Annotated in this window: 21 protein-coding genes; 15 read left to right on the forward strand and 6 right to left on the reverse strand. The window is 66.9% G+C overall.

Features of this window, described 5'->3' with window-relative positions:
* The first annotated feature begins 59 nt into the window (after positions 1–59).
* From ACXZ1E_RS07810 to ACXZ1E_RS07825, 4 genes are all read left to right on the forward strand, one after another.
* Positions 60–1,337 carry a sensor histidine kinase gene (locus ACXZ1E_RS07810; protein WP_458042797.1) on the forward strand — a complete coding sequence of 426 codons (1,278 nt, stop codon included), beginning with the start codon at positions 60–62 and terminating at the stop codon, positions 1,335–1,337.
* A complete protein-coding gene (locus ACXZ1E_RS07815) occupies positions 1,334–2,029 on the forward strand; it encodes a response regulator (protein WP_458352087.1) in 696 nt (231 codons plus the stop codon). Before ACXZ1E_RS07810 ends, ACXZ1E_RS07815 begins: the two co-directional genes overlap by 4 nt.
* A gap of 104 nt (positions 2,030–2,133) precedes the next feature.
* Positions 2,134–3,018, forward strand: coding sequence for an ABC transporter ATP-binding protein (locus tag ACXZ1E_RS07820; protein ID WP_458042798.1), 885 nt, complete (start codon positions 2,134–2,136; stop codon positions 3,016–3,018).
* On the forward strand, positions 3,015–4,127 hold the full coding sequence (locus tag ACXZ1E_RS07825; protein ID WP_458042799.1) for an ABC transporter permease: 1,113 nt from the start codon (positions 3,015–3,017) through the stop codon (positions 4,125–4,127). Before ACXZ1E_RS07820 ends, ACXZ1E_RS07825 begins: the two co-directional genes overlap by 4 nt.
* An 86-nt stretch (positions 4,128–4,213) precedes the next feature.
* Here the strand turns inward: ACXZ1E_RS07825 and ACXZ1E_RS07830 are convergent, their stop codons facing one another.
* Positions 4,214–5,389: a GAF domain-containing sensor histidine kinase gene (locus ACXZ1E_RS07830; RefSeq protein ID WP_458042800.1), complete on the reverse strand. Its 1,176-nt coding sequence runs from the start codon at positions 5,387–5,389 to the stop codon at positions 4,214–4,216.
* A gap of 47 nt (positions 5,390–5,436) precedes the next feature.
* A complete protein-coding gene (locus tag ACXZ1E_RS07835; RefSeq protein ID WP_458042801.1) occupies positions 5,437–7,293 on the reverse strand; it encodes a glycoside hydrolase family 15 protein in 1,857 nt (618 codons plus the stop codon).
* Between the two features lie 88 nt (positions 7,294–7,381).
* Here ACXZ1E_RS07835 and ACXZ1E_RS07840 point away from each other — a divergent pair, with 88 nt between their 5' ends.
* Positions 7,382–8,749 (forward strand): glucose-6-phosphate dehydrogenase, encoded by a 1,368-nt coding sequence (locus ACXZ1E_RS07840; protein WP_458042802.1) that lies wholly within the window; start codon positions 7,382–7,384, stop codon positions 8,747–8,749.
* A gap of 16 nt (positions 8,750–8,765) precedes the next feature.
* Here the strand turns inward: ACXZ1E_RS07840 and ACXZ1E_RS07845 are convergent, their stop codons facing one another.
* Entirely contained in the window at positions 8,766–9,146 is a 381-nt protein-coding gene (locus ACXZ1E_RS07845; RefSeq protein ID WP_458042803.1) for a VOC family protein, read from the reverse strand.
* A gap of 148 nt (positions 9,147–9,294) precedes the next feature.
* On the opposite strand from ACXZ1E_RS07845, the gene ACXZ1E_RS07850 reads away from it, so the two are divergent.
* From ACXZ1E_RS07850 to ACXZ1E_RS07860, 3 genes are read left to right on the forward strand one after another with little or no spacing between them, the layout of a single operon-like run.
* On the forward strand, positions 9,295–10,488 hold the full coding sequence (locus ACXZ1E_RS07850) for a type III polyketide synthase (RefSeq protein ID WP_458042804.1): 1,194 nt from the start codon (positions 9,295–9,297) through the stop codon (positions 10,486–10,488).
* Entirely contained in the window at positions 10,485–11,210 is a 726-nt protein-coding gene (locus tag ACXZ1E_RS07855) for a methyltransferase domain-containing protein (RefSeq protein ID WP_458042805.1), read from the forward strand. The genes ACXZ1E_RS07850 and ACXZ1E_RS07855 overlap by 4 nt, the downstream gene beginning before the upstream one ends.
* Positions 11,207–12,406, forward strand: coding sequence for an FAD-dependent oxidoreductase (locus tag ACXZ1E_RS07860; protein WP_458042806.1), 1,200 nt, complete (start codon positions 11,207–11,209; stop codon positions 12,404–12,406). The genes ACXZ1E_RS07855 and ACXZ1E_RS07860 overlap by 4 nt, the downstream gene beginning before the upstream one ends.
* On the opposite strand, the gene ACXZ1E_RS07865 is transcribed toward ACXZ1E_RS07860, so the two are convergent.
* Together ACXZ1E_RS07865 and ACXZ1E_RS07870 are read right to left on the reverse strand one after the other, a co-directional pair.
* Positions 12,395–13,237: a UbiA family prenyltransferase gene (locus ACXZ1E_RS07865; protein ID WP_458042807.1), complete on the reverse strand. Its 843-nt coding sequence runs from the start codon at positions 13,235–13,237 to the stop codon at positions 12,395–12,397. The two genes, ACXZ1E_RS07860 and ACXZ1E_RS07865, sit on opposite strands and share 12 nt — an antisense overlap.
* A gap of 29 nt (positions 13,238–13,266) precedes the next feature.
* Positions 13,267–15,468, reverse strand: coding sequence for an ATP-dependent Clp protease ATP-binding subunit (locus tag ACXZ1E_RS07870; RefSeq protein WP_458042808.1), 2,202 nt, complete (start codon positions 15,466–15,468; stop codon positions 13,267–13,269).
* 208 nt (positions 15,469–15,676) lie between these two features.
* Here ACXZ1E_RS07870 and ACXZ1E_RS07875 point away from each other — a divergent pair, with 208 nt between their 5' ends.
* The 7 genes from ACXZ1E_RS07875 to ACXZ1E_RS07905 all read left to right on the forward strand — a co-directional run bounded on the left by ACXZ1E_RS07875 (position 15,677) and on the right by ACXZ1E_RS07905 (position 24,541).
* Positions 15,677–16,270, forward strand: a complete 594-nt coding sequence (locus tag ACXZ1E_RS07875) for a hypothetical protein (protein WP_458042809.1) — start codon at positions 15,677–15,679, stop codon at positions 16,268–16,270.
* Positions 16,267–17,793, forward strand: coding sequence for a type I restriction-modification system subunit M (locus ACXZ1E_RS07880; RefSeq protein ID WP_458042810.1), 1,527 nt, complete (start codon positions 16,267–16,269; stop codon positions 17,791–17,793). The genes ACXZ1E_RS07875 and ACXZ1E_RS07880 overlap by 4 nt, the downstream gene beginning before the upstream one ends.
* Positions 17,786–18,556 carry a RhuM family protein gene (rhuM, locus tag ACXZ1E_RS07885; protein ID WP_458042811.1) on the forward strand — a complete coding sequence of 257 codons (771 nt, stop codon included), beginning with the start codon at positions 17,786–17,788 and terminating at the stop codon, positions 18,554–18,556. The genes ACXZ1E_RS07880 and rhuM overlap by 8 nt, the downstream gene beginning before the upstream one ends.
* Positions 18,553–19,734 carry a restriction endonuclease subunit S gene (locus tag ACXZ1E_RS07890; RefSeq protein WP_458042812.1) on the forward strand — a complete coding sequence of 394 codons (1,182 nt, stop codon included), beginning with the start codon at positions 18,553–18,555 and terminating at the stop codon, positions 19,732–19,734. The genes rhuM and ACXZ1E_RS07890 overlap by 4 nt, the downstream gene beginning before the upstream one ends.
* Complete coding sequence (locus ACXZ1E_RS07895) at positions 19,727–20,473, forward strand: DUF3800 domain-containing protein (RefSeq protein WP_458042813.1); 747 nt, start codon at positions 19,727–19,729, stop codon at positions 20,471–20,473. Before ACXZ1E_RS07890 ends, ACXZ1E_RS07895 begins: the two co-directional genes overlap by 8 nt.
* Positions 20,474–20,591: 118 nt before the next feature.
* Entirely contained in the window at positions 20,592–23,834 is a 3,243-nt protein-coding gene (locus tag ACXZ1E_RS07900) for a type I restriction endonuclease subunit R (RefSeq protein WP_458042814.1), read from the forward strand.
* The gene (locus tag ACXZ1E_RS07905) at positions 23,831–24,541 is read left to right on the forward strand and encodes a M48 family metallopeptidase (protein WP_458042815.1); all 711 of its coding nucleotides are present in this window, start codon (positions 23,831–23,833) and stop codon (positions 24,539–24,541) included. The genes ACXZ1E_RS07900 and ACXZ1E_RS07905 overlap by 4 nt, the downstream gene beginning before the upstream one ends.
* A gap of 8 nt (positions 24,542–24,549) precedes the next feature.
* On the opposite strand, the gene ACXZ1E_RS07910 is transcribed toward ACXZ1E_RS07905, so the two are convergent.
* Entirely contained in the window at positions 24,550–25,542 is a 993-nt protein-coding gene (locus ACXZ1E_RS07910; protein WP_458042816.1) for a GlxA family transcriptional regulator, read from the reverse strand.
* Positions 25,543–25,592: the final 50 nt, after the last annotated feature.

The raw sequence follows: 25,592 nt of genomic DNA on the forward strand, positions 1-25,592 counted from the left end.
GTCGCCTTCTCCCCCGTCCGACGGATGTCCCGGCGCGCTCGTCGTCGTAGCGTGGAGGAATGAGCGACAACCTGACGATGCCCGGTCGTCGATCGCCCACGACCGCGTACCTCCGCAGCGACACTCTGCTGGCCGCGGTACTGCTCGTGGGTGGGGTCTTGAGCGCCGCCCTCACGTCGGTCGCGGGGTTGTACGGCGACGAGCAAGCCTCCCTCGCATGGGGTCTCGTCTACGCCGCGATCGTCACGGCTCCCCTCGCCCTGCGCCGCCGCTTTCCGGCAACCGTGGCCGTTGTGGTGTGCGCCGCCTACTTCGTGGCCGTCAGCCTGCGGGTTCCCGAGATCTACGTCGGGAACATCGCGATGTTTATCGCGATCTACACCGTGGGCGCCTGGGTAGACGACCGTCGCCGCGCGGCGATCGTGCGCGGCGTGATCATCGCGGGCATGTTTGTGTGGCTGCTGGTGACGACGTTCCAGGATGCGACCGCCCCGACCGAAGAGGGATTCTCGCGCGTGGGCGTCTTCTCGCCGTACGTCGCGTTCATGCTGATCCAGTTCTTCATCAACGCCCTCTACTTCGGTGGCGCCTACTACTTCGGCAACCGCGCCTACGCGGCGGCCCGCGAACGATCAGAGCTCGAAGAACGAACCGCGCAGCTCGCGCGCGAGCGCGAGGTGACCGCTCGGCAGGCGGTTGCTCTCGACCGACTCCGCATCGCCCGCGAGCTGCACGACGTCGTTGCCCACCATGTCTCAGCGATGGGAGTGCAGGCGGGCGCCGCTCGTGCGGTGCTCGACACCGATCCGGCCGCGACGCGGCGAGCGCTGTCGGGCATCGAGACATCCGCTCGGGACGCGCTCGACGAACTCCGCCACCTGCTGGGCACCTTGCGCACGCCCGATGAGCCCACCATCGAGGGGGCCGACGATGCCGCGTCCACCGTCAGACTCACGGGGTTGCCAGGACTCGTCGAGCACGCCGTCGGCGCGGGTCTGCCGACGACACTGACCGAGCTCGGCGAACCCTGGAGCGTTCCGGACGTCGTCCAGGTGAACCTGTACCGCATCGTGCAAGAGGCCCTGACGAACGCCCGTCGACACGGTGGACCCGACGCCCGCGCAGATGTGCGCCTGCGCTACAGCCCCGACGCGGTCGAGATCGAAGTCACGAACACCGGCCGCACCGGCGTGCCGACCGGCGGAGGCCTGGGACTCGTCGGCATGCGCGAGCGCGCGAGCGCCTCGGGCGGAACGATCGACGCCGGACCGCGCTCGCGCGGCGGATACCTCGTTCGTGTGCGAGTACCCCGCCAACCCGCCGCGGAGCTCTTGTGAACGCCGAAGGAACGGCGGAGCGACCCATCCGCGTCCTCCTCGCCGACGACCATGCCGTCATGCGGACGGGGTTTCGGATGATCCTCGAGGCGGCGGGAGGCATCACCGTCGTCGGCGAGGCCGAGAATGGCGCGGCAGCGGTCGAGCAAGCGAGCTCACTACGTCCCGACGTCATCTGCATGGATGTCCAGATGCCCGTACTCGACGGGCTCGAGGCGACGCGACGGATCGTGGCGGATCCCGACAGCGCGGCGGCCGTCCTGATCGTCACCACGTTCGATCGCGACGACTACCTCTTCCAAGCTCTCGCCGCCGGAGCGAGCGGATTTCTGCTGAAGAACGCGGGACCCGAAGACCTCGTCGCGGCGGTGCGCGTCGTGGCATCCGGTGACGCCCTGCTCGCGCCCGAAGTCACGCGGCGGGTCATCGCCCGGTTCGCGGGCGAATCGGAACACGCCCAGCCCGCTGCCGTTCAGTCGGCCGCGCCCGGTGGTGGCGCGCCGCCCTTCACCGAGCGCGAGGTCGACGTCCTCCGCCTGCTGGCCCAGGCCCTCAGCAACGCCGAGATCGCCGCACGACTCGTGATCGGCGAGGCGACGGTCAAGACCCACGTGTCGAACGTTCTGCAGAAGCTCGGTGCCCGCGACCGTGTCGCTGCGGTCGTCTGGGCCCACCGCAACGGCTTCGCCTGATCCCTCCTCCCCCGCGCGCCGGAGGACGAAGACCCCCCACCAGGGGGATGTCCCGCCGCCGCGCCCTCCGTAGCGTGGAATCACACTTACGGAAAGGACGACGGATGCTGCGATTGACCGGTATCACGAAGAGCTACGGGGGACGTCGAGTGCTCGACGATGTCTCGTTCGATGTCCTACCGGGTCGCCTGACGGGATTCGTCGGCGGCAACGGCGCAGGCAAGACGACGACCATGCGCATCGTCCTGGGCGTCCTCGGTAAGGACGCCGGACAGGTCGCCATCGATGGCGCCGCTGTGTCATCGTCCGACCGACGCCGGTTCGGCTACATGCCCGAGGAGCGCGGCCTGTACCCGAAGATGAAGGTGCTCGAGCACATCGTCTACCTGGCCCGCCTGCATGGCTATTCGAAGGCCGAGGCGACCACGCGGGCTCAGAGCCTGCTCAAGCAGCTCGGACTCGGCGAGCGCCTCGGCGACAACGTCGAGACCCTCTCTCTCGGCAACCAGCAGCGCGCTCAGATCGCCGCGGCGCTGGTGCACGACCCCGAGGTCCTGATCCTCGATGAACCCTTCTCGGGTCTCGACCCCCTCGCCGTCGACGTCGTCGCGGGCGTCCTGCAGGCGCGTGCAGCCGAGGGCACCGCGGTGTTGTTCTCGTCCCATCAGCTCGACGTCGTCGAGCGCCTCTGCGACGACCTCGTCATCATCGCCAACGGCACGATCCGCGCCGCGGGAAGCCGCGATAGCCTCCGCGCCCAGCACTCCGCCCAGCGCTTCGAGCTCGTCTCCGCGGCCGACGCCGGCTGGGTACGCGAGGTTCCCGGAGTCACCGTGCTCGAGTTCGACGGGGGCTATGCCCTGTTCGACACCGACACCGAAGAGACTGCGCAGGCCGTTCTGCGCCGCGCCGTCGACCGCGGTGATGTGACGAGCTTCGCGCCCCAGCATCCGACTCTCGCCCAGATCTTCAAGGAGGTCATCCAGTGAGCACCTCCACGACATCCCCCGCCAGCCTTCCGGCGCCGTCGACGGCGCAGAGCGTCTACCTGGTCGCCGAGCGCGAGATCGGGTCGAAGCTCCGCTCGAAGGCCTTCTTGATCTCGACGGCGATCCTGTTCGCGCTCGCCCTCGCCGGCGTGGTGTGGGGAGGGTTCACCGCGAGCGACAGCTCGGGCATCCCTGTCGCGGTCACCCCGGACGCGTCGTCACAGGTGCAGGGCATCGACGGTCTCGACATCACCGAGGCCGGCGATCGCGCGGCAGCCGAGATCCTCGTTCGCGACGGAGAGGTGGACGCGGCGATCGTCGGCGACTCCTCGTCGCCCGTCGGCATCACACTGATCGCGGAGTCGTCCGCGCCCACCACACTGCTGTTGCTGCTTGCTCAGACCCCCACCGTCGAACTGCTCGACCGGGACGAGACCGGCGGCGCGCTCCGCTACCTGGTCGCCATCGGGTTCGGGGCCGTCTTCCTGCTCGCGGCCTCGCTGTTCGGCGGCACGATCGCGCAGAGCGTCGTCGAAGAGAAGCAGACCCGCGTGGTAGAAATCCTGATCTCGGCCGTTCCCACTCGCGCGCTGCTCGCCGGCAAAGTGATCGGCAACACGATCCTCGCGATGGCCCAGATTCTGGGACTCGCCGCCATCGCGGTCGTCGGCCTATCCGTAACAGGCCAGACGGCGCTTCTGCAGGGTCTCGGCGGTCCCATCGCGTGGTTCGCGGTGTTCTTCTTCTTCGGCTTCATCCTGCTCGCGTCGCTGTTCGCCGCCGCGGCCGCGATGGTCTCGCGTCAGGAAGACATCGGTTCGACGACGACGCCCCTCACCATGCTGATCATGGCGCCGTACTTCCTGGTGATCTTCTTCAACGACAACCCGCTCGTGGTCGGCATCATGTCGTACGTGCCGTTCTCGGCCCCCGTGGGAATGCCGCTGCGGCTGTTCCTCGGCGACGCACAGTGGTGGGAGCCGCTGCTGTCGCTCGCGATCCTGATGGCAACCTGCATCGCGGCCATCTTCGTCGCCGCGAAGATCTACGAGAACTCGTTGCTGCGCATGGGCGGTCGGGTCAAACTCGTCGAGGCGCTGCGGGGCTGACCACGAGCTTCGGCTCCTCTTCGCGGCATCCGCGCCATCGATCGGTGGAGCGGATGCCGCGAACTGTCGCCCTCCGGGGCGCGGAGTTACGCGGGCCCGTCGGGCAGCACGAACCAGAAACTGGCACCACCCAGGTCCGAATCCTCGATGCCGATCAGGCCACCGTGCGCCTCGACGATGCGCCGGCACGTTGCGAGGCCCAGTCCGATACCGGGCGTCGAGTGATTGCCGCGCTCCATGGCGACGAACACGCGCTCGCGGTCCTCGACGGGGACTCCCGGGCCGTTGTCGTCCACGGTCACGCGCCAGCCCCCGGACACCCGCAAAGCGCGCACCTCGACGAACGGCTCCTCGCCCTCGGCCGCGGCGAACTTCACCGCGTTCGCGATGAGGTTCTGCAACAACGCCCGCAGCAGAGTCGGGTCGCCCGTGACGCGCACCGGCGCGTCGTAGACGATCCGGGCCCGCGTCTCCCGCAGCGAAGCATCCAGATCATCCGCGACGGCGCGGACGATTCTCTCCAGATCGATATCGGAGCGACTCGCGATCGCGCCGCCGGTCCGGGCGTAATCGAGCAGATCAACGATCATCGAGTCCATCCGCGAGACCGCCGACTCCGCGCGTTCGAGCGCGCGGACCGCGTGGGGCGCGTGGGCGAGCTCGGGGTCGTCGGCGGCGATCTCGATGAAACCCGAGACGGCGTTCAGCGGGTTCCGCAGATCGTGGCTCACCTGTCCCGCGAAGTGGGCGAGTTCGGCGTTCGTGCGCAGCAGGATGCGGGCGGCACGCCGCAGCTCGAGCACCTCGACGACCTGGTGTGCGAGCAACTCGAGTGCGTGGCTCGCCTCGGGCGAAAGATCGCCCACCTCATCGTCAAAGACGCACAGCGTCCCGATCGGCACCCCCGAGGGAGTGACGAGCGGACTGGACGCGTAGAAACGCACGTTCGCCACCAGCCCGGTGACGAACGGGTTGGCGGAAAAACGGGGATCTTCGCGCGCATCGGGCACCACCACATGCCCGGGATTCTCGAAGACGACGGCGCACATCGAGTCGTCGCGAGAGCACACCATCGGGTCGACACCGACGCCCGCCACCGAGTGCTGGTACCGCTCGTCGATGATGTTCACGACCGCCCGAGGCACCCCACACACGGTCGCCGCGACCTGGGCGATGCCATCGAGATCCAGCGCCGCGGGCTGCCCGATCAGCTCGTAGCCGGCGATCGCGGCCCGACGTGTCAGCTCTTGCGGTGAAGCCATGCGCGCTCTCCTTGCGGAACGAACGGGAGCGATCAGGATACGCGTGTTCAGGGGCGAACGATGGGTGACGTGACGGAAGAAGGATGCTTCAGCGCGGACGCCGCCGCTCGCCCATAGTGACCGGCGAGCGCGTCGGCGGCACCGACCAGCGCGAGATGCGACAGCGCCTGAGGGGTGTTGCCCGCGTGGCGGCGTCCACCGACGTCGTACTCCTCCGCGAGCAGACCGACGTCGTTCGCAAGTCCGCAGAGCCGGTCCATCAAGCGCGCGGCATCCTCACCCCGTCCCGACGCGGCGTACTGCTGGACGAGCCAGAACGAACAGGCCAGGAACGGATGCTCGTCGCCCGCCAGCCCGTCGACACCACTTTCCGTGCGGTACCGCAGCAGCAACCCGTCGGGCATGAGCGTCCGCTCCATCTCGGCGACGGTCGCGAGCATCCGGGGGTCATCCGGTGCGCAGTATCCGACCTGCGGAAGGATGAGCAGCGAGGCATCCACCTCGCGTGTGCCGTAGAACTGCACAAAGAACCCGCCGTCGGGGTCGACGCCGCTCGCGTCGATCTCGTCACGCATGCGGTCGCGTAGTTGCTCCCAATGCTCCGCGGGTCCCTCCAGCCCCTCCTCGCGCACTGCGCGGATACCGCGATCGAGCGCCGCCCAGATCATCACGCGCGAGTGGGTGAACATCCGCGGCTCGGCGCGAATCTCCCAGATGCCGTTGTCGAGCCGGTCCATGTTCGCCTCGACATACGTCAACAATGCGCGCTGCATGGGCCAGGACGCCTCGGACTCGGGCAATCCCGCCCTGCGGGCCTCATCGAGCGCAACCATGACCTCGCCGATCACATCGCCCTGGAACTGGTTCGCGGCACCGTTGCCGACGCGGACAGGCCCCACGCCGTCATAGCCCGGGAGGCTGTCGAGCTCGCGCTCGAACAGGTCCCGTTCGCCGCCGAGTCCGTACATGATCTGCAGCTCGGCGGGATCGCCGGCGATAGCTCGGATGAGCCATGCTCGCCAGCGATCGGCGACGCCGAGGAATCCGTGACTGATCAGCGCCTCGAGCGTGAGTGCCGCATCGCGCAGCCAAACGTAGCGATAGTCCCAGTTGCGGGTTCCGCCGAACTCTTCGGGCAACGAGGTCGTCGCGGCCGCCACGATCCCCCCGGTGTCGTGGTGGGACAGGGCACGCAACACCAGCAACGAGCGCACCACGGCGTCATGGTGCGGGCCGTCGTGGTCGATCCGCGCCGCCCAGTCCTGCCACCACTCGATCGTCGCGGCGAGCGCCCGATCGACGTCGACCACCGGGGGCGCCTCCTCATACGACTGGAACCAGGAGAGCGTGAGGTCCTCGTGCTCCCCCGCCTCCACCGTCAGCTTTCCGGCGTGCGCGTGATCGGTCGGCGCCAAGCGGGGCCCACGCACGATGACCGCGTCCGGCCCGGCGACGGCGAGCAGAGCGGGCGCTTCGTCGGTGCCGACCTGACGCACCCACGGAACGGCCCGCGCGTAGTCGAAGCGCAGCGTGAGGTGCTGCGTGAAATCCATCATCCCGCTGACCCCGACGACGCGACGGACGAGGGCCACCCCGGCGCCTCCGGTGGGCATCGTGTCCCCGCCGTGGGGCATGAAGTCCCAGACTTCCGCCACACCGCTCGCACCCTCCCAGCGCGTCACGAGCACGAAGGTGTCGTGCTCATAGCGCCGGGTGGAGATCGCGGATTCATCCGTCGGTCGCAGACTCCAGCATCCGTGCCGCCTATCACCGAGAAGCGCACCGAAGACGGATGCCGAATCGTAGCGGGGAAGACAGAGCCAATCGACACTGCCCTCGCGCGACACGAGGGCAGCCGTGCGGGTGTCGCTGAGCATGGCGTAGTCCGCGATAGGGGAAGTCATCTTCCCGATGATGTCAGCCGGGCCTGGGAGAAGCCCGCCGCCGGAGCCTGTCGGGCTCCGTCTCGGCCTTCGCGGATAGGGTGGGCGCATGACGGCCCCGACCACGCTTCTGATCCTGGGCGCCTCGGGCGACCTGACCTCGCGCCTGCTGCTGCCGGCACTCGGCGAGCTACTCACCCGTGAAAGTTGGCGGCTCGTGCACCTGCGTGGTGCCGGGATGGACGACTGGAGCGACGACCACTGGCGTGATGTCGTGCGGGCCTCGTTCGCTGCCGGCGGCGCACAGGTCGCGAACGAGGTCATCGCCTCCACGAGCTACACGCGAGCGGACATCACGAACCCCGACGACCTGCGCGCACTCGTCACCTCGACACCCGGCCGGCTCGCGCTCTACTTCGCGGTACCCCCGGCGGTCGCCGCCCGAGCGTGCGAGGCCCTCGCCGACGTCGAGCTACCGGAGGGAACCATCCTCGCCCTCGAAAAGCCGTTCGGCGTCGATGAAGAAAGCGCACGGACCCTCAACGCCACCCTGCAAGGTCTCGTCCCCGAGCAGCAGGTCTTCCGCGTCGACCACTTCCTCGGGCGGTCGACGGTGCTGAATCTGCTGGGCGTTCGTTTCGCGAACCGGGTGCTCGAGCCGGTGTGGTCTGCCGAGAACGTCGAATCCGTCGTCATCCGATACGACGAATCCCTCGCGCTCGAGGGCCGCGCCGGCTACTACGACCATGCCGGTGCGCTGACGGACATGATCCAAAGCCACCTGTTGCAGGTGCTCGCCTTTGTCGCGATGGAGCCGCCCGCGACCCTCGACGAGGTCGACCTGCGGGACGCGACATCCGCGGCCCTGCGGGCCACCGCACTGTGGGACGACGATCCCGTGCACGCGTCCCGCCGCGCCATCTACACGGCGGGAACGATCGCGGGCCGGCCGGTACCGTCGTACGTCGATGAGGATGGCGTCGATCCCGCCCGCCATACCGAGACCCTGGCGGAGCTGACCTGCGAGGTACGCAACGCCCGCTGGCAGGGCGTGCCGTTCACGCTCCGTTCGGGCAAAGCGCTTGCCGCGCGCGACGCCGAGATCATCGTGCGATTCCGCCCGGTCCGGCACCTGCCCGCGGGCTTCACGGGCGATGCCGACGGTTCGGTGCTGCGATTCACGCTCGGTCCCGACCGGATGTCGCTCGAGCTCAACGTCAACGGTGCGGATGACCCGTTCCGGCTCGAGAAAACGGTACTCACGGCCGACCTGGGCGACGGGGCACTGAAGGCCTACGGCGAGGTGCTGTCGGGCATCCTCGACGGCGACGCCACGCTCTCGGTGCGGGCCGACGCCGCGGAACAGTGCTGGCACATCGTGCAGCCCGCGATCGACGCCTGGCGTGCGGGCACCGTGCCGCTCGACGAATACGCCGCCGGGTCGAGCGGACCGACCGGGTGGGCGAGCCTGGACTGAGACGGCCCGCCCGGGCTCAGTCGACCTTGAGCACCGACAGGACGTTGCCCGCCGGGTCGCGGAACCAGGCGATATCAGGGCCCATCCCCCGCGAAATGCCACTGTCGTTCGTGCCGTAGTCGGGGTCCGTATAGATCTTGGTGACCACGCCACGGGCGTTCAGGTCATCCACCGCGGCCTCGACGTCATCGACGGGAAAGTTCAGGATCGTGAAGCTCGCGGGCTGATGAACCTGCTTGCTATAGATCAAGATGGGAGGACCCGAGGAAAGCCGTAGGCGGAGGAATCCCATCGGATCGTCCTCCACCGTCAACCCGAGCTGCTCACCGTAGAAGTGCCGCGCCGCGTCGATGTCGTCCACCGAAAACCCGCTGAAGGCGTGCTCACCCGTGAACATGTGTCCTCCTCATACCCGCGCGCACCCGTCGGTGCGCATCAGCATCCAGGCTCCTCCCGATCACCTCCGCTGTCCAGACCCGCTCGCATCACCGGACTCAGGTGTCGCCCCCGGGCCCTCGGCATCCCGGGGCTGGTTACTCTGAGACATGCCCGCCCACATCCTCGGCATCGGCACGGCCGTTCCGACCCCAGTTCTGACGCAATCTGCGGTGCGCGACCTCTTCCTCGCCCAGCCCGGCGTCGAGAAACTGACGGCACGACTGATCGGCGCGGCGTTCGATCAGTCGGCCATCGACACCCGGCACACGGTGCTTGCCGAGCTCGCGGCGCACACCGCCGAACCCTCCGCATTCCTCGACGCGGACACCCGGCAGGTGCTGTCGCCGCTGACGGGAACGCGCAATGACGTCTATCGCCACGAGGCCCCGCCACTCTTCGAGCGGGCGGCGCGGGATGCTCTGTCGCGGGCGGATGTCGAGGCATCCGCCATCACGCACGTCGTGACCGCGTCGTGCACCGGCTTCTATGCCCCGGGTCCCGACTATCGGCTCGTGCGGGACCTCGGGCTGCGCACCACCGTCGAGCGTGATCACCTGGGGTTCGTCGGCTGCGCCGCGGCGTTCCCGGCGCTCCGCCAGGCGGCACGCATATGCGCCGCCGACCCGAACGCCATGGTCCTGGTCGTGTGCGGTGAAATCTGCAGCATCCACCTGCGCGCATCGTTCGATCCCGAGCAGATCGTCGCGTCCGCGGTCTTCGCCGACGGCGCGGCCGCGGCGGTGGTGTCAGCAGAGCCTTCGCCCGTCGCCCCGAGCCTCGAGCTCGACGGTTTCGCCACCGCGCTGACGAGCGAGGGGGAGGACGACATGCGGTGGATCATCGGCGACCATGGCTTCGAGATGACGCTCACTGCGGAGGTTCCGCGCATCGTCGGACGTGAGGTGCGCGACGCGCTGGCTCCCGTCCTCAACCGCGCGGGGCAGGTCGACCTGTGGCTCGTGCACCCGGGCGGCCGAAGCATCCTGGACCGATTCGAGGCTGCGCTGGACCTGCCCGCGGACGCCCTGGAACTCTCGCGCGATGTCTTGCGCCGCTTCGGCAATATGTCGTCCGCGACGGTGCTGTTCATCATGGCGTGGATGCTCGAGGACCCTGCTCTGGCCGATGGCTCGCGCGCAATCGGCGTGGCCTTCGGGCCCGGGCTCACCGTCGAGTCGGCGCTGCTCACCGCACGCGTGCCCTCGGCACCCGTGATAGACGCGGCTGCACGGGTGGACGCGAGCGGTGCTGATGGTCCGGTCGAGCTCGACCGGAAACCCGAGCCGGTCGCCGCGGGATGACGGCCCAGACGGCGCGGCGCGACCGGACGACCCTCGCCACGCGCGCGGAGGACCTGCGCGAGCTCATGGACGATCCGGACTGCGACCCCGTGCGGCTGCGCAGAACTCTGGAGCGATTCACCCTCGTGAACCGACTGGTCGCCGCCTGGGGCACCGTCTACCGCACGAGAGTGCGCCCCGCCCTTGCCGCGACGCCGGGGCCCGTGCGGCTTCTCGACATCGGATGCGGCGGGGGCGATGTGCTGCGCGAGCTCGTTTTGCGTGCGCGAGCGGACGGGTTCGATGTGAGCGGCGTGGGGATCGACCCCGACGATCGAAGCCTGGCCGTCGCCCGCGCCGCAGGTCCGCTGCGGGGCGTCGCGTACCGACTGATCGACAGCACGGGCCTGGCCGATTCTGGCGAGCGTTTCGATGTCGTGCTTTCGAGTCACGTCATGCATCACCTCACTCCGGGTCAGTTGCGAACGGTGCTGGAGGACTCGGGGCGCCTCGCCACACGGCTGGCCGTGCACTCAGACATCGCCCGCTCGCGCCTCGCGTACGCGGCCTACGCCGTCGGCATCACGCCGCTCGCGCCGGGGAGCTTTTTGCGCACCGACGGCCTGCGCTCGATCCGGCGCAGCTGGACCCGCGCCGAGCTGACCGAGCTGGTGCCGGACGGATGGCGCGTCGAGCGCCCTGCCCCGTTCCGTCTGCTCGCCGTGCGGGACCTCACGACATGAGCGATGTGATCGTGGTCGGCGCCGGCCCGGTGGGCGTGATGGTCGCGGCCGAACTGGCCCGCCTCGGGGTCGACGTCTCGGTGATCGATGGTCGCGAGAACCCCTCGGCGGGGACGCGAGCGGTCGGACTGCACGCCGCTGCGCTCAGTGCCCTCGAGGACTCGGGGGCGACCGAGCGGCTGCTCGCCGACGCCCGACGAGTCCGGACCGGCATTGCGACGGCACAGGGTCGCCGGCTCGGGAGCGTCCACTTCGATCGGCTGCGCTCGAAGCATCCGTATGTCGCCACCCTCCCCCAGCACGCGACCGAGGCCGCGCTCGCCGCGACGGCAGCGTTCTGGGGTGCACCCGACGTGCGCCGCGGGTTGACGGCAACGCGTGTTGCTTCCGACGGCGGGTCCGGGGTCGAGCTGGAACTCCGCGACGACCACGGCGCCGCGGTGGTCGAGCGGGCACCGATCGTCGTGATCGCAACGGGGTCCCGAGGCCGTGCGGTCAGTCCGCTGACGGCAGCGGTCCGCACACGAAACTATCCCGACCGCTATCTGATGACGGATGCTCCGGACACGAGCAATGACGGCGACTCCGCGGTCGTCCGGCTCGAGGCCGACGGGGTGCTCGAGTCTTTTCCGTTACCCGACGGGATGCGCCGGTACGTCGCGTGGGTTGAATCGGGCGGGGTGGAGGCGGGGGATGCCGCGGCCGACCGCCTGCGCTCGATCGTCACTCGACGGATGGGCTACGCCGGTGGCGCGGAGGCGATCACGTGGGCCACAGCCTTCGGGGTACGCCGAGCTCTCGTCCCGGCGATGCGCGCGGGCCGGGTCTTCGCGATCGGCGACGCGGCGCACGAGGTGAGCCCCATCGGCGGCCAGGGCATGAATCTCGGACTGGTCGACGCCGCGACGCTCGCGCCCCTGCTCGCCCAGTGGGTCCGAGAGGGCGCCGCACCCGAGCCCGAGCTCGCGCGGTGGGAACAACGTCGCCTGGCGGCCGCTGTGCTCTCGGGTCGCATCGCGGCAGCCAACACGGTGTTGGGGCGTGCATTGACGCGTGTTCCCGATCGCGCGCGCGGGGCAGCGGTTCGCGTGGCCCTCGGCGGGATATCCGGAGGCATCCTGGCGCGGGCGTACGCTATGGGCTTCGATCCCGTGGCGCGGACCTCGGGGTCGCGCCACCAGCCTTCACCCGGTTAATCCACCGCCCGAGAGGACGAGCTGCAGGGCCAGGATGAGTGCCGCCGACATCACCAGCCGGAACAGCACGCGACCCGGTGCCCGATTGACGGCGAGGACGACGGTTGCGACCGCCGCGGCCACGACGAGGGCCGCGGACACCCAGGTCAGCACGCCGACACGGCCGATGTCTCCGTTCACGGATCCCCAGACGACGGCAACGGCTCCGGCGACGATTCCTCCCGCTGCGAGCACCGCTGACCAGCGTGCCCCGATCCGGTGCGGGAAGCCGCGGACCCCGGTGGCTCGATCATCGTCCAGGTCGGGCAGCACGTTCGTCAGATGTACGGCCGCACCGAGGACCGCCCCCGCAAGGCTCGCCCACCACGCGGCGATCTCGGGCTCGGATGACGCGAGAGTCGCGAGCGAAGGCAGGAGGCCGAAGCTCACGAGGAACGGCACGATCGAGATCGCGGTGGACTTCAGCCCCGCGTTGTAGGCCCAGGCAGAGGCCAGGAACACGGCGTGTGCCCCCAACATCCCGAGTCCGAGAACTGCCGAAAGCGCGAGCGCGACGACAACGGTGGTGATCGCCGCGAGCCAGGCCGTGCGGAGCGAAACATCGCCGCGCGCAATGGGCTTGTCGGTGCGCCCGACTCGACGATCACGGTCACTGTCGATCACATCGTTCGAGAGCCCGATCGAGAGCTGCCCGAAGAAGACCGAGCTCACGAGTACGGCGACCCGCCAGGCATCCAGGCCCGCCGCAATGCCCAAGCCGAGCGAGAGGGCGGTGACGACGAGCGTCGGACCGGGATGGGTCGAGCGCCAGAGGGCGAAGACGGCGCGCATGCCCGAAACCCTATCCGGCGCCCGACCGATCAGTCCTCGAGCAGCTCGGCCTCGACGATGTCATCGTCGGACGCGGCGGGCGTTGTCGGGCCGGCGCTCGTCAGCGCGAGTGACGAACCGTCGGCCGCGACATCCACCCGCACCGTGTCGCCGTCGCGGACCCCGCCCGCGAGAATCGCCATGGCGAGGCGGTCCTGGATCTCGGACTGGATGAGGCGGCGCAGCGGCCGCGCCCCGAAAGCGGGGTCGTACCCACGCTCGGCCAGCCAGGCCCGGGCATCGGGTGTGACCGCCAGGGTCAGCCGGCGCTCGTGCAGACGGCGCTGCAGGGCATCGACCGAGAGTTCGACGATCTGCGCCAGGTCGTCTTGCGTGAGCGCCTGGAAGATCACGATGTCATCGAGACGGTTGATGAACTCCGGTTTGAACGCCTGGCGCACGAGTCCCTGCACCGCGTCGCGCTTCTGCTCGATCGACAGCGTCGGGTCGATCAGGATCGGCGAACCGAGGTTCGACGTCAGGATCAAGATGACGTTCTTGAAGTCGACCGTGCGACCCTGGCCATCCGTCAGGCGTCCGTCATCCATCACCTGCAGCAAGACGTCGAAGACCTCGGGATGCGCCTTCTCGACCTCGTCGAGCAGCACAACGGAATAGGGGCGGCGACGCACCGCCTCGGTCAGCTGGCCGCCCTGCTCGTAGCCGATGTACCCCGGAGGGGCCCCGACCAGCCGCGAGACCGAGTGCTTCTCGCCGTACTCCGACATGTCGATACGCACCATGGCGTGCTCGTCGTCGAAGAGGAACGCGGCGAGCGCTTTCGCCAGCTCGGTCTTACCGACGCCGGTAGGACCGAGGAAGAGGAAGGATCCGGTGGGCCGGGCGGGGTCGCTGATGCCCGCGCGCGAGCGGCGCACGGCATCCGAGACGGCTTTGACCGCGTCCTTCTGCCCGATCAGGCGCTTGCCGAGCTCGGACTCGAGGTGCAGCAGCTTCTCGGTCTCTCCCTGAAGCAGGCGACCGACGGGGATCCCGGTCCACGCCGCGATGACCGATGCGATGTCCTCGTCGGTCACCTGATCCCCCACCATGCGCTCCTCGGTCGACTCGGCGCGCTCTGCCTCCATCAACTGGCGCTCGAGCGCCGGAATGTCGGCGTAGAGCAGGCGGGATGCGCGTTCGAGGTTGCCCTCGCGCTGAGCCCGCTCGGCCTCGACCCGCGCGGCGTCGAGCCGCGTCTTGAGGTCACCCACTCGGTTGAGCGAGGCGCGCTCGCGCTCCCACCGCCCCTGTAGCTCGCCGAGGCGCTCCTCCTGCGATGCCAGGTCGGTGCGGAGCTTGCCGAGACGCTCTTTGGATGCCTCGTCCTTCTCCTTCTTCAGGGCCATCTCTTCGAGCTTCAGTCGATCGACGTGCCGGCGCAGCTCGTCGATCTCGAGCGGCGCCGAGTCGATCTCCATGCGCAGGCGTGAGGCGGCCTCGTCGATCAGGTCGATCGCCTTGTCGGGCAACTGACGACTCGGAATGTACCGATTCGACAGGCTCGCGGCGGCGACGAGCGCGGCGTCCGCGATGGCAACCTTGTGGTGCGCCTCGTAACGCTCCTTGAGGCCGCGCAGGATCGCGATCGTGTCTTCGACCGTGGGCTCGCCGACGTATACCTGCTGGAAGCGCCGTTCGAGCGCGGCATCCTTCTCGATGAACTCGCGGTATTCGTTGAGCGTCGTCGCGCCGATCATGCGCAGCTCACCGCGCGCCAGCATGGGCTTGAGCATGTTGGATGCCGCAACCGAGCCCTCGCCGCCGCCCGCACCCATGAGCACGTGCAGCTCGTCGATGAACGTGATGATCCGGCCATCCGACTCGGTGATCTCTTTCAGGACGCTCTTCAGGCGCTCCTCGAACTGACCGCGATACATCGCGCCGGCGACGAGGGCCGAGATGTCGAGGCTCACGAGTTCTTTGTCGCGGAGCGAGTCGGCGACGTCGCCCGCGACGATGCGCTGGGCGAGACCTTCGACGACGGCGGTCTTTCCGACGCCGGGCTCGCCGATGAGGACGGGGTTGTTCTTGGTGCGGCGCGTGAGCACCTGGCTGACGCGCCGGATCTCGGCGTCACGGCCGATGACAGGGTCGAGCTTGCCCTGGCGGGCACGGTCGGTGAGGTTGATGCCGAACTGTTCGAGGGGGCTTTGTTGCTCCTCCTGTCCGGGCTGTTGCGTGGCGTTCATGTGTCTCCTGAAATCTGCGACTCTAAAGTTGAGCCTTATTGACTCAACTTTAGCACCCCGCTAGTCGTTGAGCAATGGACTGGCGGCGTGGCGGCTCGCAGGCGGTGCGCACCCCTTTTTGTCATACTGGAAGGCAGTATTGCAGTATTCGAATTACTGGTGACGCTTGCGATTGTTCTCAGTACGCATCCACAGCTACTCTGATGTCATGGAATTACGCGACATCTGCAGCATTCGCTCAGGGCTCACCCTGCGCGAAAGGCTCAGCGACGTCCGCCAGGGCGGAACTCTGGCGGTGCAGCAGGGTGATCTGACGGCCGCAGGTGAGTTCGTCGCGACAAAAGCGATCCGCATTGCCGCCCCCAATCGATCGTCACACCGGATCTCTTCCGAGGAGCTCGTCTTCCGATCGCGGGGACCCTTTTGGAGCGCCTGGGCACCGGGCGACTACCGAGAACCGCTCGTTGCTATCGCGCCCCTGTTCATCCTGACGCCTGTCACCGACATCGATGCGGCGTACGTGGCGTGGTACATCGGTCGTCCCGACGCTCAGAACTACCTGGCCTCCGAGGCCGTGGGGACAGGGGTCAAGATGATCTCTCGAGGCGTGCTCGAACGGCTACCGATCGTTGCTCCACCGCTGGCGACGCAGCGCGCGATCGCCGCTGCCGCAATGATCGCCGACCGGGAGCGCCGGCTCGCGCAACGCTTGGCCGATCTGAAACACTCCCTCGTCTCGACCGGTCTCGATGCCGCTACCCGACAGCCCGCCCAGATACCTACCAGCAGGAGCGCCCGATGAGCCCGACCGTCACCCAGCAGCAGGTCAACAATGCCGCGTGGGCCGCCTGCGACACCTTCCGAGGCGTCGTGGATGCGACGCAGTACAAGGACTACGTGCTCGTGATGCTGTTTCTGAAGTACATCTCCGATATCTGGATCGAAGATCGTGAGCGCTTCGACGCACAGTTCGCGGGCGATCCCCGTCGCGACGAGAAGATCGAACGTCTCCTTCAGCGCGAGCGCTTCATCCTGCCCGAGAGCAGCAGCTTCTATGCGCTGTACGAGCAGCGGAAGGCCGCCAACATCGGCGAGCTCATCAATATCGCACTCGACGACATCGAGGAGAAGAACAAGGTCAAACTCGATGGCGTCTTCCGGAACATCGACTTCAACTCCGAGTCAAATCTCGGCGAGACGAAAGAGCGCAACCGCCGCCTCGTGCACCTGCTCGAAGACTTCCACAAGCCCGCCCTCGATCTGCGCCCCTCGCGGGTCAGCGACGACATCATCGGCGAGACGTACATCTATCTGATCTCGCGCTTCGCTTCGGATGCGGGCAAGAAGGCGGGCGAGTTTTACACACCACGCTCGGTGTCGACATTGCTCGCCAAGCTCGCCGCTCCGCGGCCCGGCGACACGATCTTCGACCCGGCCTGTGGATCGGGGTCCCTTCTCGTCGAGGCCGCACGCGAAGTCGGTTCGAAGAACTACGCGCTCTACGGCCAAGAGGTCAACGGCGCGACCTCCGCCCTGGCCCGCATGAACATGTTCATGCACGCGAACGACTCGGCGACGATCGAGTGGGGCAACACGCTCACCGACCCGAAGCTGCTCGAGGGTGCCCATCTCCGTCAGTTCGACATCGTGGTCGCAAACCCGCCCTTCTCTCTTGACAAGTGGGGTGCCGACGACGCTTCTGCCGACCCCTACAAGCGGTACTGGCGCGGTGTCCCCCCGAAGAGCAAGGGCGACTACGCATTCATCACTCACATGATCGAGGTGGCGAAGCGGCAGACCGGCCGGGTCGCCGTCATCGTCCCCCACGGCGTGCTCTTTCGCGGAGCGGCTGAGGGCCGCATCCGCAAGGCGCTCATCGAAGAGAATCTGCTGGATGCCGTCATCGGGCTCCCGTCGAACCTGTTCACGACGACAGGCATTCCGGTCGCCATCCTCATCTTCGACCGATCACGTGAGGCAGGTGGGGCGAACGCCGACCGCGAGGATGTACTCTTCATCGACGCGAGCCGCGAGTTCACCCCGGCCAAATCGCAGAGCCTGCTCGAGCCGCTTCACATCGACAAGATCGTCGAGACGTTCCGCGACCGTGCCGAAATCGAGCGCTACTCGCGCCGGGCGCGTATAGAAGAGATCGCAGAGAACGACTTCAACCTCAACATCCCTCGCTACGTCGACACCTTCGAACCGGAGGCCGAGGTCGACATCGCCGCCGTGCAACGCGAGATCGAGCAGGTTGAGGCCGAGCTTGTCGAGGTGCGCGTACGCATGGCCGGCTACCTGAAGGAGCTGGGCATCGATGGCTGAGTCCGAGCCCGCGGGCGAGATCGTCCTCTACACGACAGAGGACGGCTTGGCGAACGTCCAACTGCGTGCGATCGACGGCACGGCGTGGCTGTCGCAGCGCGACATCGCGGGACTGTTCCAGGTGACTCCACAGGCGATCACGCAACACGTCCAAACCATCTACGGCGACGGTGAATTGACCGAGGCCGCAACTTGTAACGATTACTTACAAGTTCGAACCGAGGGTGCGCGCGAAGTGACCCGCTCGGTGCGGCACTACAACCTCGACATGATCCTTGCCATCGGTTACCGCGTGCGATCGCCGCGGGGCACGCAATTTAGGCGGTGGGCGACGACTGTGCTCGCCGAGTACCTCGTCAAGGGGTTCGCGATGGATGACGCGAAGCTCAAAGACGCGCCGCAGTGGGACTACTTCGACGAGTGGCTCGAGCGCGATGTGAGCGTCGGCAAGAACTACCTGAACGAGAACGAACTCTCAGAACTCAACCGTGTGGTGACGATGTACCTCGACTTCGCTGAGGACCAGGCCCGCCGCCGCCAGGTCGTGACGATGGCGGAGTGGGCCGACAAGCTCGACGCGTTCCTCCAGTTCAACGGCCGAGACCTGCTCACGAACGCCGGTGGAATGCAGGCTGCGGTCGCAAAGCGTCTGGCCGAGACTCGCTACGACGAGTTCGACGCCCAGCGTCGCAATATCGAGTCTGTCGAAGCGGATGTCGCAGACTTCGCCACGATCGAGAAGCTCGGGAGGGATGCCGAGTGAGCAACGAGGGATGGACCGATGGAACCGTCGCGGACGCAGTCACACGCATTAGAGCGGGTTTTAGCGCGTCGGGCAACGATCGTCCCGCGAGAGAAGGTGAACTGGGCGTACTCAAGACGGGTGCTGTCCTCGGCAGCAGGTTCAGAGCGCAAGAACATAAGGCAGTCACGGACAAGCCGGAGCTGCTTCGAGTGCCCGTCAGGCGGAACACAGTCCTGTTGGGGCGCAAGAACTCTGCGGAGATGGTGGGCGCCGCTGTTCACATCGATAGTGACCATCCCTCGCTCTATCTTTCCGACCTGATTTGGGAGCTCACCCCCGCGCTTGATGTCAGCTCACACTGGCTTGCGTACGCTCTCCAGTCAGACCATATGCGGCAACGCATTCGGTTGAGTGCTAGCGGCACACAATCGACGATGAAGAACCTCAATCGCGAGGTCTTCCTGTCCCTCCCTCTGAGATTCCCCTCGCTCCCTGAGCAGCGAAGAATCGCCGATATTCTCCGCGCATGGGATAGCGCGATCGCCGCGGTCGAAAGACTGATCGTTTCTGCACAGTCAAGGTACGCCGTGACCGTCAACGTCCTAGCGGGCGTTCGATCCGACTCCCACCGCCTCGGCGACGCGACCCATGAGTTGACCGCGCGCAACGCCACCGATCGTTTCGAACGCTCCGATGTCATGGGAGTCTCGAACAAGAACGGCATCGTGCCCATGCGAGCACAGACGATCGCTCTCGACCTTTCGCGATACCAGATTCTTCCCCCTCGCTCCTTCGCCTATAACCCGATGCGTATCGACGTGGGCTCGATCGCGATGTCACGCCTCGATCGAGACGTGATCGTCAGCCCCGACTACGTGCTCTTCGCCTGCGACGCCGACCTGTTGCCCGAGTACCTCGATCACGTTCTCGAGACGCAGCGCTGGCGACATGACGTCGGCGCTGGAGCGTCCGGGAGCGTGAGGACCCGCACCTACTACGACGATTTGGCCGCGATCCGCATCCATCTGCCAGGGATCGACGAGCAGCGGCGCATCGCCGGCGCTCTCGACGCGATGCGCGACGAGGTCGCGCTCCTCGACCGTAAGGTCGCGCTCCTCCGCGAGCAGAAGCGCGGACTCGCGCAAAAACTCCTCTCCGGCGAGATCCGCGTCACTGCGGAGGCACCCGATGACTAGTGCGACCGAAGCGGCATTCTCGGACTACATCGTCTACGTCGACGAGAGCGGCGACCACAGCCTGACGCCGATCAACGCGGACTTTCCGATGTTCACGCTCGCTTTCTGCGTCTTCAAAAAGGAGAACTACATCGATGGCGTGGTGCCCACCCTCGAACGACTGAAGTTTGATTTCTGGGGCCATGACGCTGTGGTTCTTCACGAGGCCGACATCTGCAAGCAGACGGGCGCGTTCAGCATCCTGCGTAGCGACCCCGCGCTTCGCGCTCGCTTTTTCGAACGACTCAACAGCGCGATAGAAGGCGCCGCATTCGACGTGATCGCGTCCACAATCGACAAACGGCGATTGGTCGACCGCTACCCGGCACCGATGAGCCCGTACGAAATCGCGCTGCTTTTCTGCATGGAACGGCTGCTCGAGCTGCTCATCAACCGGTTTCAGCGCGGACGACGCGTTCAGATCGTCTTCGAGAGCCGCGGACGCAATGAAGACCGCGATCTAAAACTCGAGTTCCGGCGCATCAGCGCCAACCGTTCCGGCTGGGGGTATCGGCGAATGGATTTCGGTCTGATCGATTTCGAGTGTCTGATCGTCCCGAAGGCCGCCAACTCAAGCGGGCTGCAACTCGCCGATCTCGTCGCTCGACCCATCGCCCTGCGTGCACTGCGGCCAGACCAGCCGAATCGCGCCTACGACCTGATCGACCCGAAGCTCCGCTACGGGAAGGTGTTCCCATGATCCGGCAGGAAAACGAAAGGACCCGGGCATTCCCAGGTCCTTGTCGCCGATCGGGAGATGCCCAATCCGCCTCCAAGCTACTTCAGTGCACCGACACCGTCAACGAACGGGGACCACGATGACCGAACCGCTCCGTGATGCGCGGGAGCGCGCGCAGTCGCAACTCCCCGCCGTACAGGTGCTCGTGGCCACCGGCTTCCAGCCCCTCTCCCCCGCCGAGTCCCTCGCCATGCGCGGAGGCAAGCGCCGCAACGTCGTGCTCGACGAGGTGCTCGAAGAACGCGTGCTCGCCCTCAACTCCGTGCGTCATCGCGGGCGCGACTATCCGCTCGACCCTTCCGGTGCCCGCGAAGCCATCCGCAAGCTCACCGACCCCGGCAACCTCTCCGACCTCAAGAAGGTCAACCAGAAGGTGTACGACGACCTCGTGCGGGGGGTCGCGATTTCACAGACCATCGACGGCGTCTCGGTCAGCCCGCAGGTCGCCTTCATCGACTGGACCGATCCGAGCCGAAACAGCTACCACGTCACCGTCGAGTACGCCGTCGAGCGCACAGGATCGACCACCACCGACCGACTCGACGTGGTCGCCTTCGTCAACGGCATCCCCTTCGTGGCCATCGAATGCAAGAAGCCCGACGAGGCGATCGCGACGGCCGACCGGCAGCTACTGCGCTACCAGCTGCCGAAAGAGATCCCCGGGTTCTTCCACTTCGCGCAGCTGCTCCTCGCGGGTAATGGCAGCGCGGCCCGATACGCCACGGTCGGAACTCCGAAAAAGTTCTGGACAACGTGGCGGCACCCCGACGCCGAGCCCGATACCGCCACAGAACAGGCCGCCCTCGAAGAGGCGACCAGCACGGCGCTCGACCCCGCAACGATGACCGCGCTTTTCGGCACCGCCGCACTCGAACTCGAGGGTCTCGCTGCCCGCACTCCCAGCGAGCAGGACGCGACGATCTTCGCTCTCGCCCGCCCCGAGCGTCTGCTCGAACTGGTACGCACGTTCACCGTGTTCGACGGCGGAACCCGCAAGGTCGCGCGACATCAGCAGTACTTCGCCGTGACCCGCGCGATCGAACAGGTCACCTCGGGCGCACCCGGCGCACGCCGACCCGGAGGTCTGATCTGGCACACCCAGGGCTCGGGCAAATCGCTCACCATGGTCATGCTCGCCAAGGCGCTCGAATATGAGTACACCCGCATCCCAAATGCCCGTGTGATTCTCGTGACCGACCGCGACGATCTCGACGTGCAGATTCGCGACACGTTCCGCTCGTGCGGACTCGACCCCGTCCGCGCCCGCAGCGGGCGTCACCTTGCTGAGCTGATCCGCGACCGCGCACCGCTCGTGACCACGATCGTCAACAAGTTCGAGAACGCCGCCAAGACGCTCGAGACGCTCGAAATCGAACCCGACCCCAACGTCTTCGTTCTCGTCGACGAGGGCCATCGCGGCCATTCAGCGCGCGCCGGCGACTTCGGTCAGTTCGCCAAAAAGATGCGACGTTCACTGCCCTCGGCAAATTTCATCGCCTTCACCGGCACCCCGTTGATGACAAGGGAGCGCAGCAGCTTCCGCACGTTCGGCGATCTCATTCATCGCTACACGATCGCGGACGCGAACGCCGACAAGGCGGTAGTCCCCCTGCTTTACGAAGGCCGCTACGTCGAGAAGCGCATCTCTGAGGCCGGCCTCGACTCATGGTTCGATCTGGTCAGCCGAGACCTGACAGCCGAGCAACGCCGCGACCTCAAGCGTCGCTTCTCGACCGAGAAGGCGCTCACCGCGACCGGGCAGGTGATCAGGGCCAAGGCCTTCGACATCTCGGAGCACTACCGCCGGCACTGGCAAGGCACGGGGCTCAAGGCGCAGCTGATCGCCCCCGACAAGGCAGCCGCCATCCGGTTCAAAGAAGTGCTGGACGAGATCGGTGACGTCAGCAGCGAAGTCGTCATCTCGGCACCCGGGAACGATACGGATGCCGAAGCGGGCGACCGCGAATCCCGCGAACTCGTCCAGCGATTCTGGGACGACACGATGGGCCGCTACGGCACCGAAACCGCCTACAACCAGCAGGTGATCGAGGCATTCAAGGGACCGGGGGAACCCGAGATCCTCATCGTCGTGTCGAAGCTCCTCACCGGCTTCGACGCCCCCCGCAATACCGTGCTTTACATCTGCCGGGCGCTGCGCGACCACACCCTGCTGCAAGCGATCGCGCGGGTGAATCGTCTCTACGACCCTCCGTCGTCCGACGCCCCGACGAAGGACTTCGGCGTCGTCATCGACTACGAAGGGCTGCTGCAAGAGCTTGATCAGGCGCTCGACAAGTACAGCGCGCTCGGCGACTTCGACCCGGCCGACATCGCGGGAGCGGTGGCAAGCGTGCGCGAAGAGATCGGCCGACTCGACGGGCGCTGGTCGGCGGTGTGGGCGATCTTCGATGGCACGCGTCGCGACGACCGAGAAGCACAGGAACAGCGCGTCGCCCCTGATGACATCCGTGACGAGTTCTACGCTCGGCTCAGCGCGTTCACCCGCACCCTACACATCGCTCTCTCGAGCGAGCTCATCGATGAGGTCGTTCCGGCAGAACGACTCGAGCGATACAAGACCGACTGGGCCTGGTTCGTCTCACTTCGCCGCGCTGCGCAGCATCGCTACAACGAACGCGTCGACCTCCGTGACTATGAACCCAAGATTCGCAAGCTGCTCGACGATCACGTCACCGCGCTCCCCCCGGTGGAGCACATCCCTCCGCTCGATCTGAGCGACCCCGCCGCGGTGAGCGCTGCCGCAGAAGAGGCGGGAGTATCGCCCGCAGCTCGCGCCGACCGGATAGCCCATGCAACGCGTCGCCGGATCTCTGAACAGATGGACGAAGACCCTGCCTTCTACGAACGTTTTTCGCGCATGCTGCAGGAGGCGATCGATGCGCACCGAGCTCATCGCCTCGATGAGCTCGCGTACCTCGCACATGTGCGTCAGGTGGCCGAGAGCGTCGCACGGGGGCGGGGGAACGAAAAGGCAGATCTGCCCGAGGCCGTGCGCGGCGACCCGCACGCGGCATCGGTCTTCGAAGCGATCGGCGGTCGGTTCGCGGAGGCCGTTGGCGGCCAGGCGCCTGCACCAGATGCCGTTGCCGCCGTCGCATCTGGCCTGATCGATATCGTCCAGTCACATCTTGTCGTCGGAATCTGGGATGGGAACTCCACCGCGCGTAACGATCTCGAAACCGCCATAGACATGTACCTGTGGGACGTCGTCGAAGCCGACATGGGGATGACGCTTACGGCTGACGATGAAGAAGCGATCCGGACAGACGTACTCCGGATCGCTCGCGCACGGTTCCCGTGAACTCGCTAACCGTCGTCTACGGCGACCAAGTCCTCACCGTCGAGGTCCGCAGGGCGGATCGCGCGACGCTCGACATCTCGGTATCGCCGGATGGGGATGTTCTCGTCATCGCACCGCTGGCCGCGGAGCTCGAGGCGATAGGAGCGCGGGTTCGCACACGCGCTCGGTGGATTCTGGAACAGCAACGCTACTTCGCTCAATTCCGGCCACGCACCCCAGCCCGACGATGGGTACCGGGCGAGACACACCGGTACCTCGGCCGCCAGTACCGCCTGCGCATCGGTGTTGGCGCGACATCAACTCAGCAAGTGCGTCGCGTCGGCGACTTTCTGCTCATGGACGGAATCGAATACGACGACACTGTCGGGATCGAACGCGTCGTGCGAGCGTGGTACCGCGCTCGCACTCGCGAGGTGATCACCCGCCGACTGCCCGACTGCGTCGCGTTGTTCCGTGCGCCAGTGGCGCCCGGAGAAGTGACAGTGCGCTCGATGACATCACGCTGGGCATCCATGTCATCGGCCGGACGGCTGACGGTGAATCCCGATCTCGTGCGCGCTCCGACGGACGCTATCGACTATGTCCTCGTTCATGAACTCGCTCATCGAATTGCGCCCGACCACGGCCCTCGCTTTGCGGCGTTGCTCGACGATGTCATGCCGGACCATCGCCTACGAAAGAACCGCCTCGAGCGCGCGGCCTCTTAGAGACGGGGTCAGGCGACGGAGCCCTCGAGGACTCGATCGTCCGAGACATCCGAAACACAGGTGAACGTCGCCCGATACGCGGTCGGGGTCGTCCCGAGCACCCGCGCGAAGTTCTGCCGCAGCACGGCGGCCGAACCGAAGCCGCACTCGTACGCGATGCGGTCGAGCGCGAGGTCTGTCGTCTCGAGCAGGCGCTGCGCATGGATGATGCGCTGCCGCGCGAGCCAGGCCGCGGGGGTGGTCCCCAGGTCGGCCTTGAACCGTCGCGCGAACGTCCGCGGCGACATGTGCGCGCGTGCCGCCAGGTCCTCGACCGCGAGGTCGCGCTGCAGGTTTGCGAGCATCCAGTCGGTCACCGGCGACAGCGAGAGAGAGGATGCCTCGGGCAGGGGCTGCGCGATGAACTGCGCCTGCCCGCCGTCGCGCTGCGGGGGCACGACCATTCGTCGGGCGATGATGTTCGTCAGTTCGGCGCCGAGTTCGATCCGCAAGAGGTGCAGACAGGCGTCCAGGCCCGCCGCGGTGCCTGCGCTCGTGATGATCCGGCCATCCTGCACGTAGAGCACGTCCGGATCGACCTCGATACGGGGGTACATCTCTGCCATCGTGTCGGCGTAGCGCCAATGAGTCGTGGCGCGGCCCCCATCGAGGACGCCGGACGCCGCAAGGACGAACGATCCGCTGCACACACTGAGCAGCCAGACGCCCCGACCGGCCGCACGACGCACGGTGTCTAGGACGCGCGGATCGATGCTGCCCCACGTCCGGCGTGGGACGGGGCACACGATGACGAGATCCGCCTCGTCCGCGAACGACAGGTCGGCTTCGACGTTGATCGTGAATCCGATGCTGGATGCGACCGCGCCCGGCTCGGGCGTCACCACGCGGAAGTCGAAGTTCGGCACTCCGTCGTCGGAACGATCGAGCCCGAAGGCTTCGCACGCGACGCCGAATTCGAACGGTGCGAATCCGTCTTGGACGATCACGGCAACTGTCTTCATGCGTGCTCCTCGATGAACCGGACCCGCTGGCAGGATTCATACGGTACACG

Source organism: Pacificispira sp. HM-600 (assembly GCF_977993705.1).

Bases quoted from the DNA above. Each gene is read 5' to 3' on its own strand.
- ACXZ1E_RS07810 (WP_458042797.1), top strand. From the start codon at position 60: ATGAGCGACAACCTGACGATGCCCGGTCGTCGATCGCCCACGACCGCG.
- ACXZ1E_RS07820 (WP_458042798.1), top strand. From the start codon at position 2,134: ATGCTGCGATTGACCGGTATCACGAAGAGCTACGGGGGACGTCGAGTG.
- ACXZ1E_RS07830 (WP_458042800.1), bottom strand. From the start codon at position 5,389: ATGGCTTCACCGCAAGAGCTGACACGTCGGGCCGCGATCGCCGGCTAC.
- ACXZ1E_RS07835 (WP_458042801.1), bottom strand. From the start codon at position 7,293: ATGACTTCCCCTATCGCGGACTACGCCATGCTCAGCGACACCCGCACG.
- ACXZ1E_RS07840 (WP_458042802.1), top strand. From the start codon at position 7,382: ATGACGGCCCCGACCACGCTTCTGATCCTGGGCGCCTCGGGCGACCTG.
- ACXZ1E_RS07845 (WP_458042803.1), bottom strand. From the start codon at position 9,146: ATGTTCACGGGTGAGCACGCCTTCAGCGGGTTTTCGGTGGACGACATC.
- ACXZ1E_RS07850 (WP_458042804.1), top strand. From the start codon at position 9,295: ATGCCCGCCCACATCCTCGGCATCGGCACGGCCGTTCCGACCCCAGTT.
- ACXZ1E_RS07855 (WP_458042805.1), top strand. From the start codon at position 10,485: ATGACGGCCCAGACGGCGCGGCGCGACCGGACGACCCTCGCCACGCGC.
- ACXZ1E_RS07860 (WP_458042806.1), top strand. From the start codon at position 11,207: ATGAGCGATGTGATCGTGGTCGGCGCCGGCCCGGTGGGCGTGATGGTC.
- ACXZ1E_RS07865 (WP_458042807.1), bottom strand. From the start codon at position 13,237: ATGCGCGCCGTCTTCGCCCTCTGGCGCTCGACCCATCCCGGTCCGACG.
- ACXZ1E_RS07870 (WP_458042808.1), bottom strand. From the start codon at position 15,468: ATGAACGCCACGCAACAGCCCGGACAGGAGGAGCAACAAAGCCCCCTC.
- ACXZ1E_RS07875 (WP_458042809.1), top strand. From the start codon at position 15,677: ATGGAATTACGCGACATCTGCAGCATTCGCTCAGGGCTCACCCTGCGC.
- ACXZ1E_RS07880 (WP_458042810.1), top strand. From the start codon at position 16,267: ATGAGCCCGACCGTCACCCAGCAGCAGGTCAACAATGCCGCGTGGGCC.
- rhuM (WP_458042811.1), top strand. From the start codon at position 17,786: ATGGCTGAGTCCGAGCCCGCGGGCGAGATCGTCCTCTACACGACAGAG.
- ACXZ1E_RS07895 (WP_458042813.1), top strand. From the start codon at position 19,727: ATGACTAGTGCGACCGAAGCGGCATTCTCGGACTACATCGTCTACGTC.
- ACXZ1E_RS07900 (WP_458042814.1), top strand. From the start codon at position 20,592: ATGACCGAACCGCTCCGTGATGCGCGGGAGCGCGCGCAGTCGCAACTC.
- ACXZ1E_RS07910 (WP_458042816.1), bottom strand. From the start codon at position 25,542: ATGAAGACAGTTGCCGTGATCGTCCAAGACGGATTCGCACCGTTCGAA.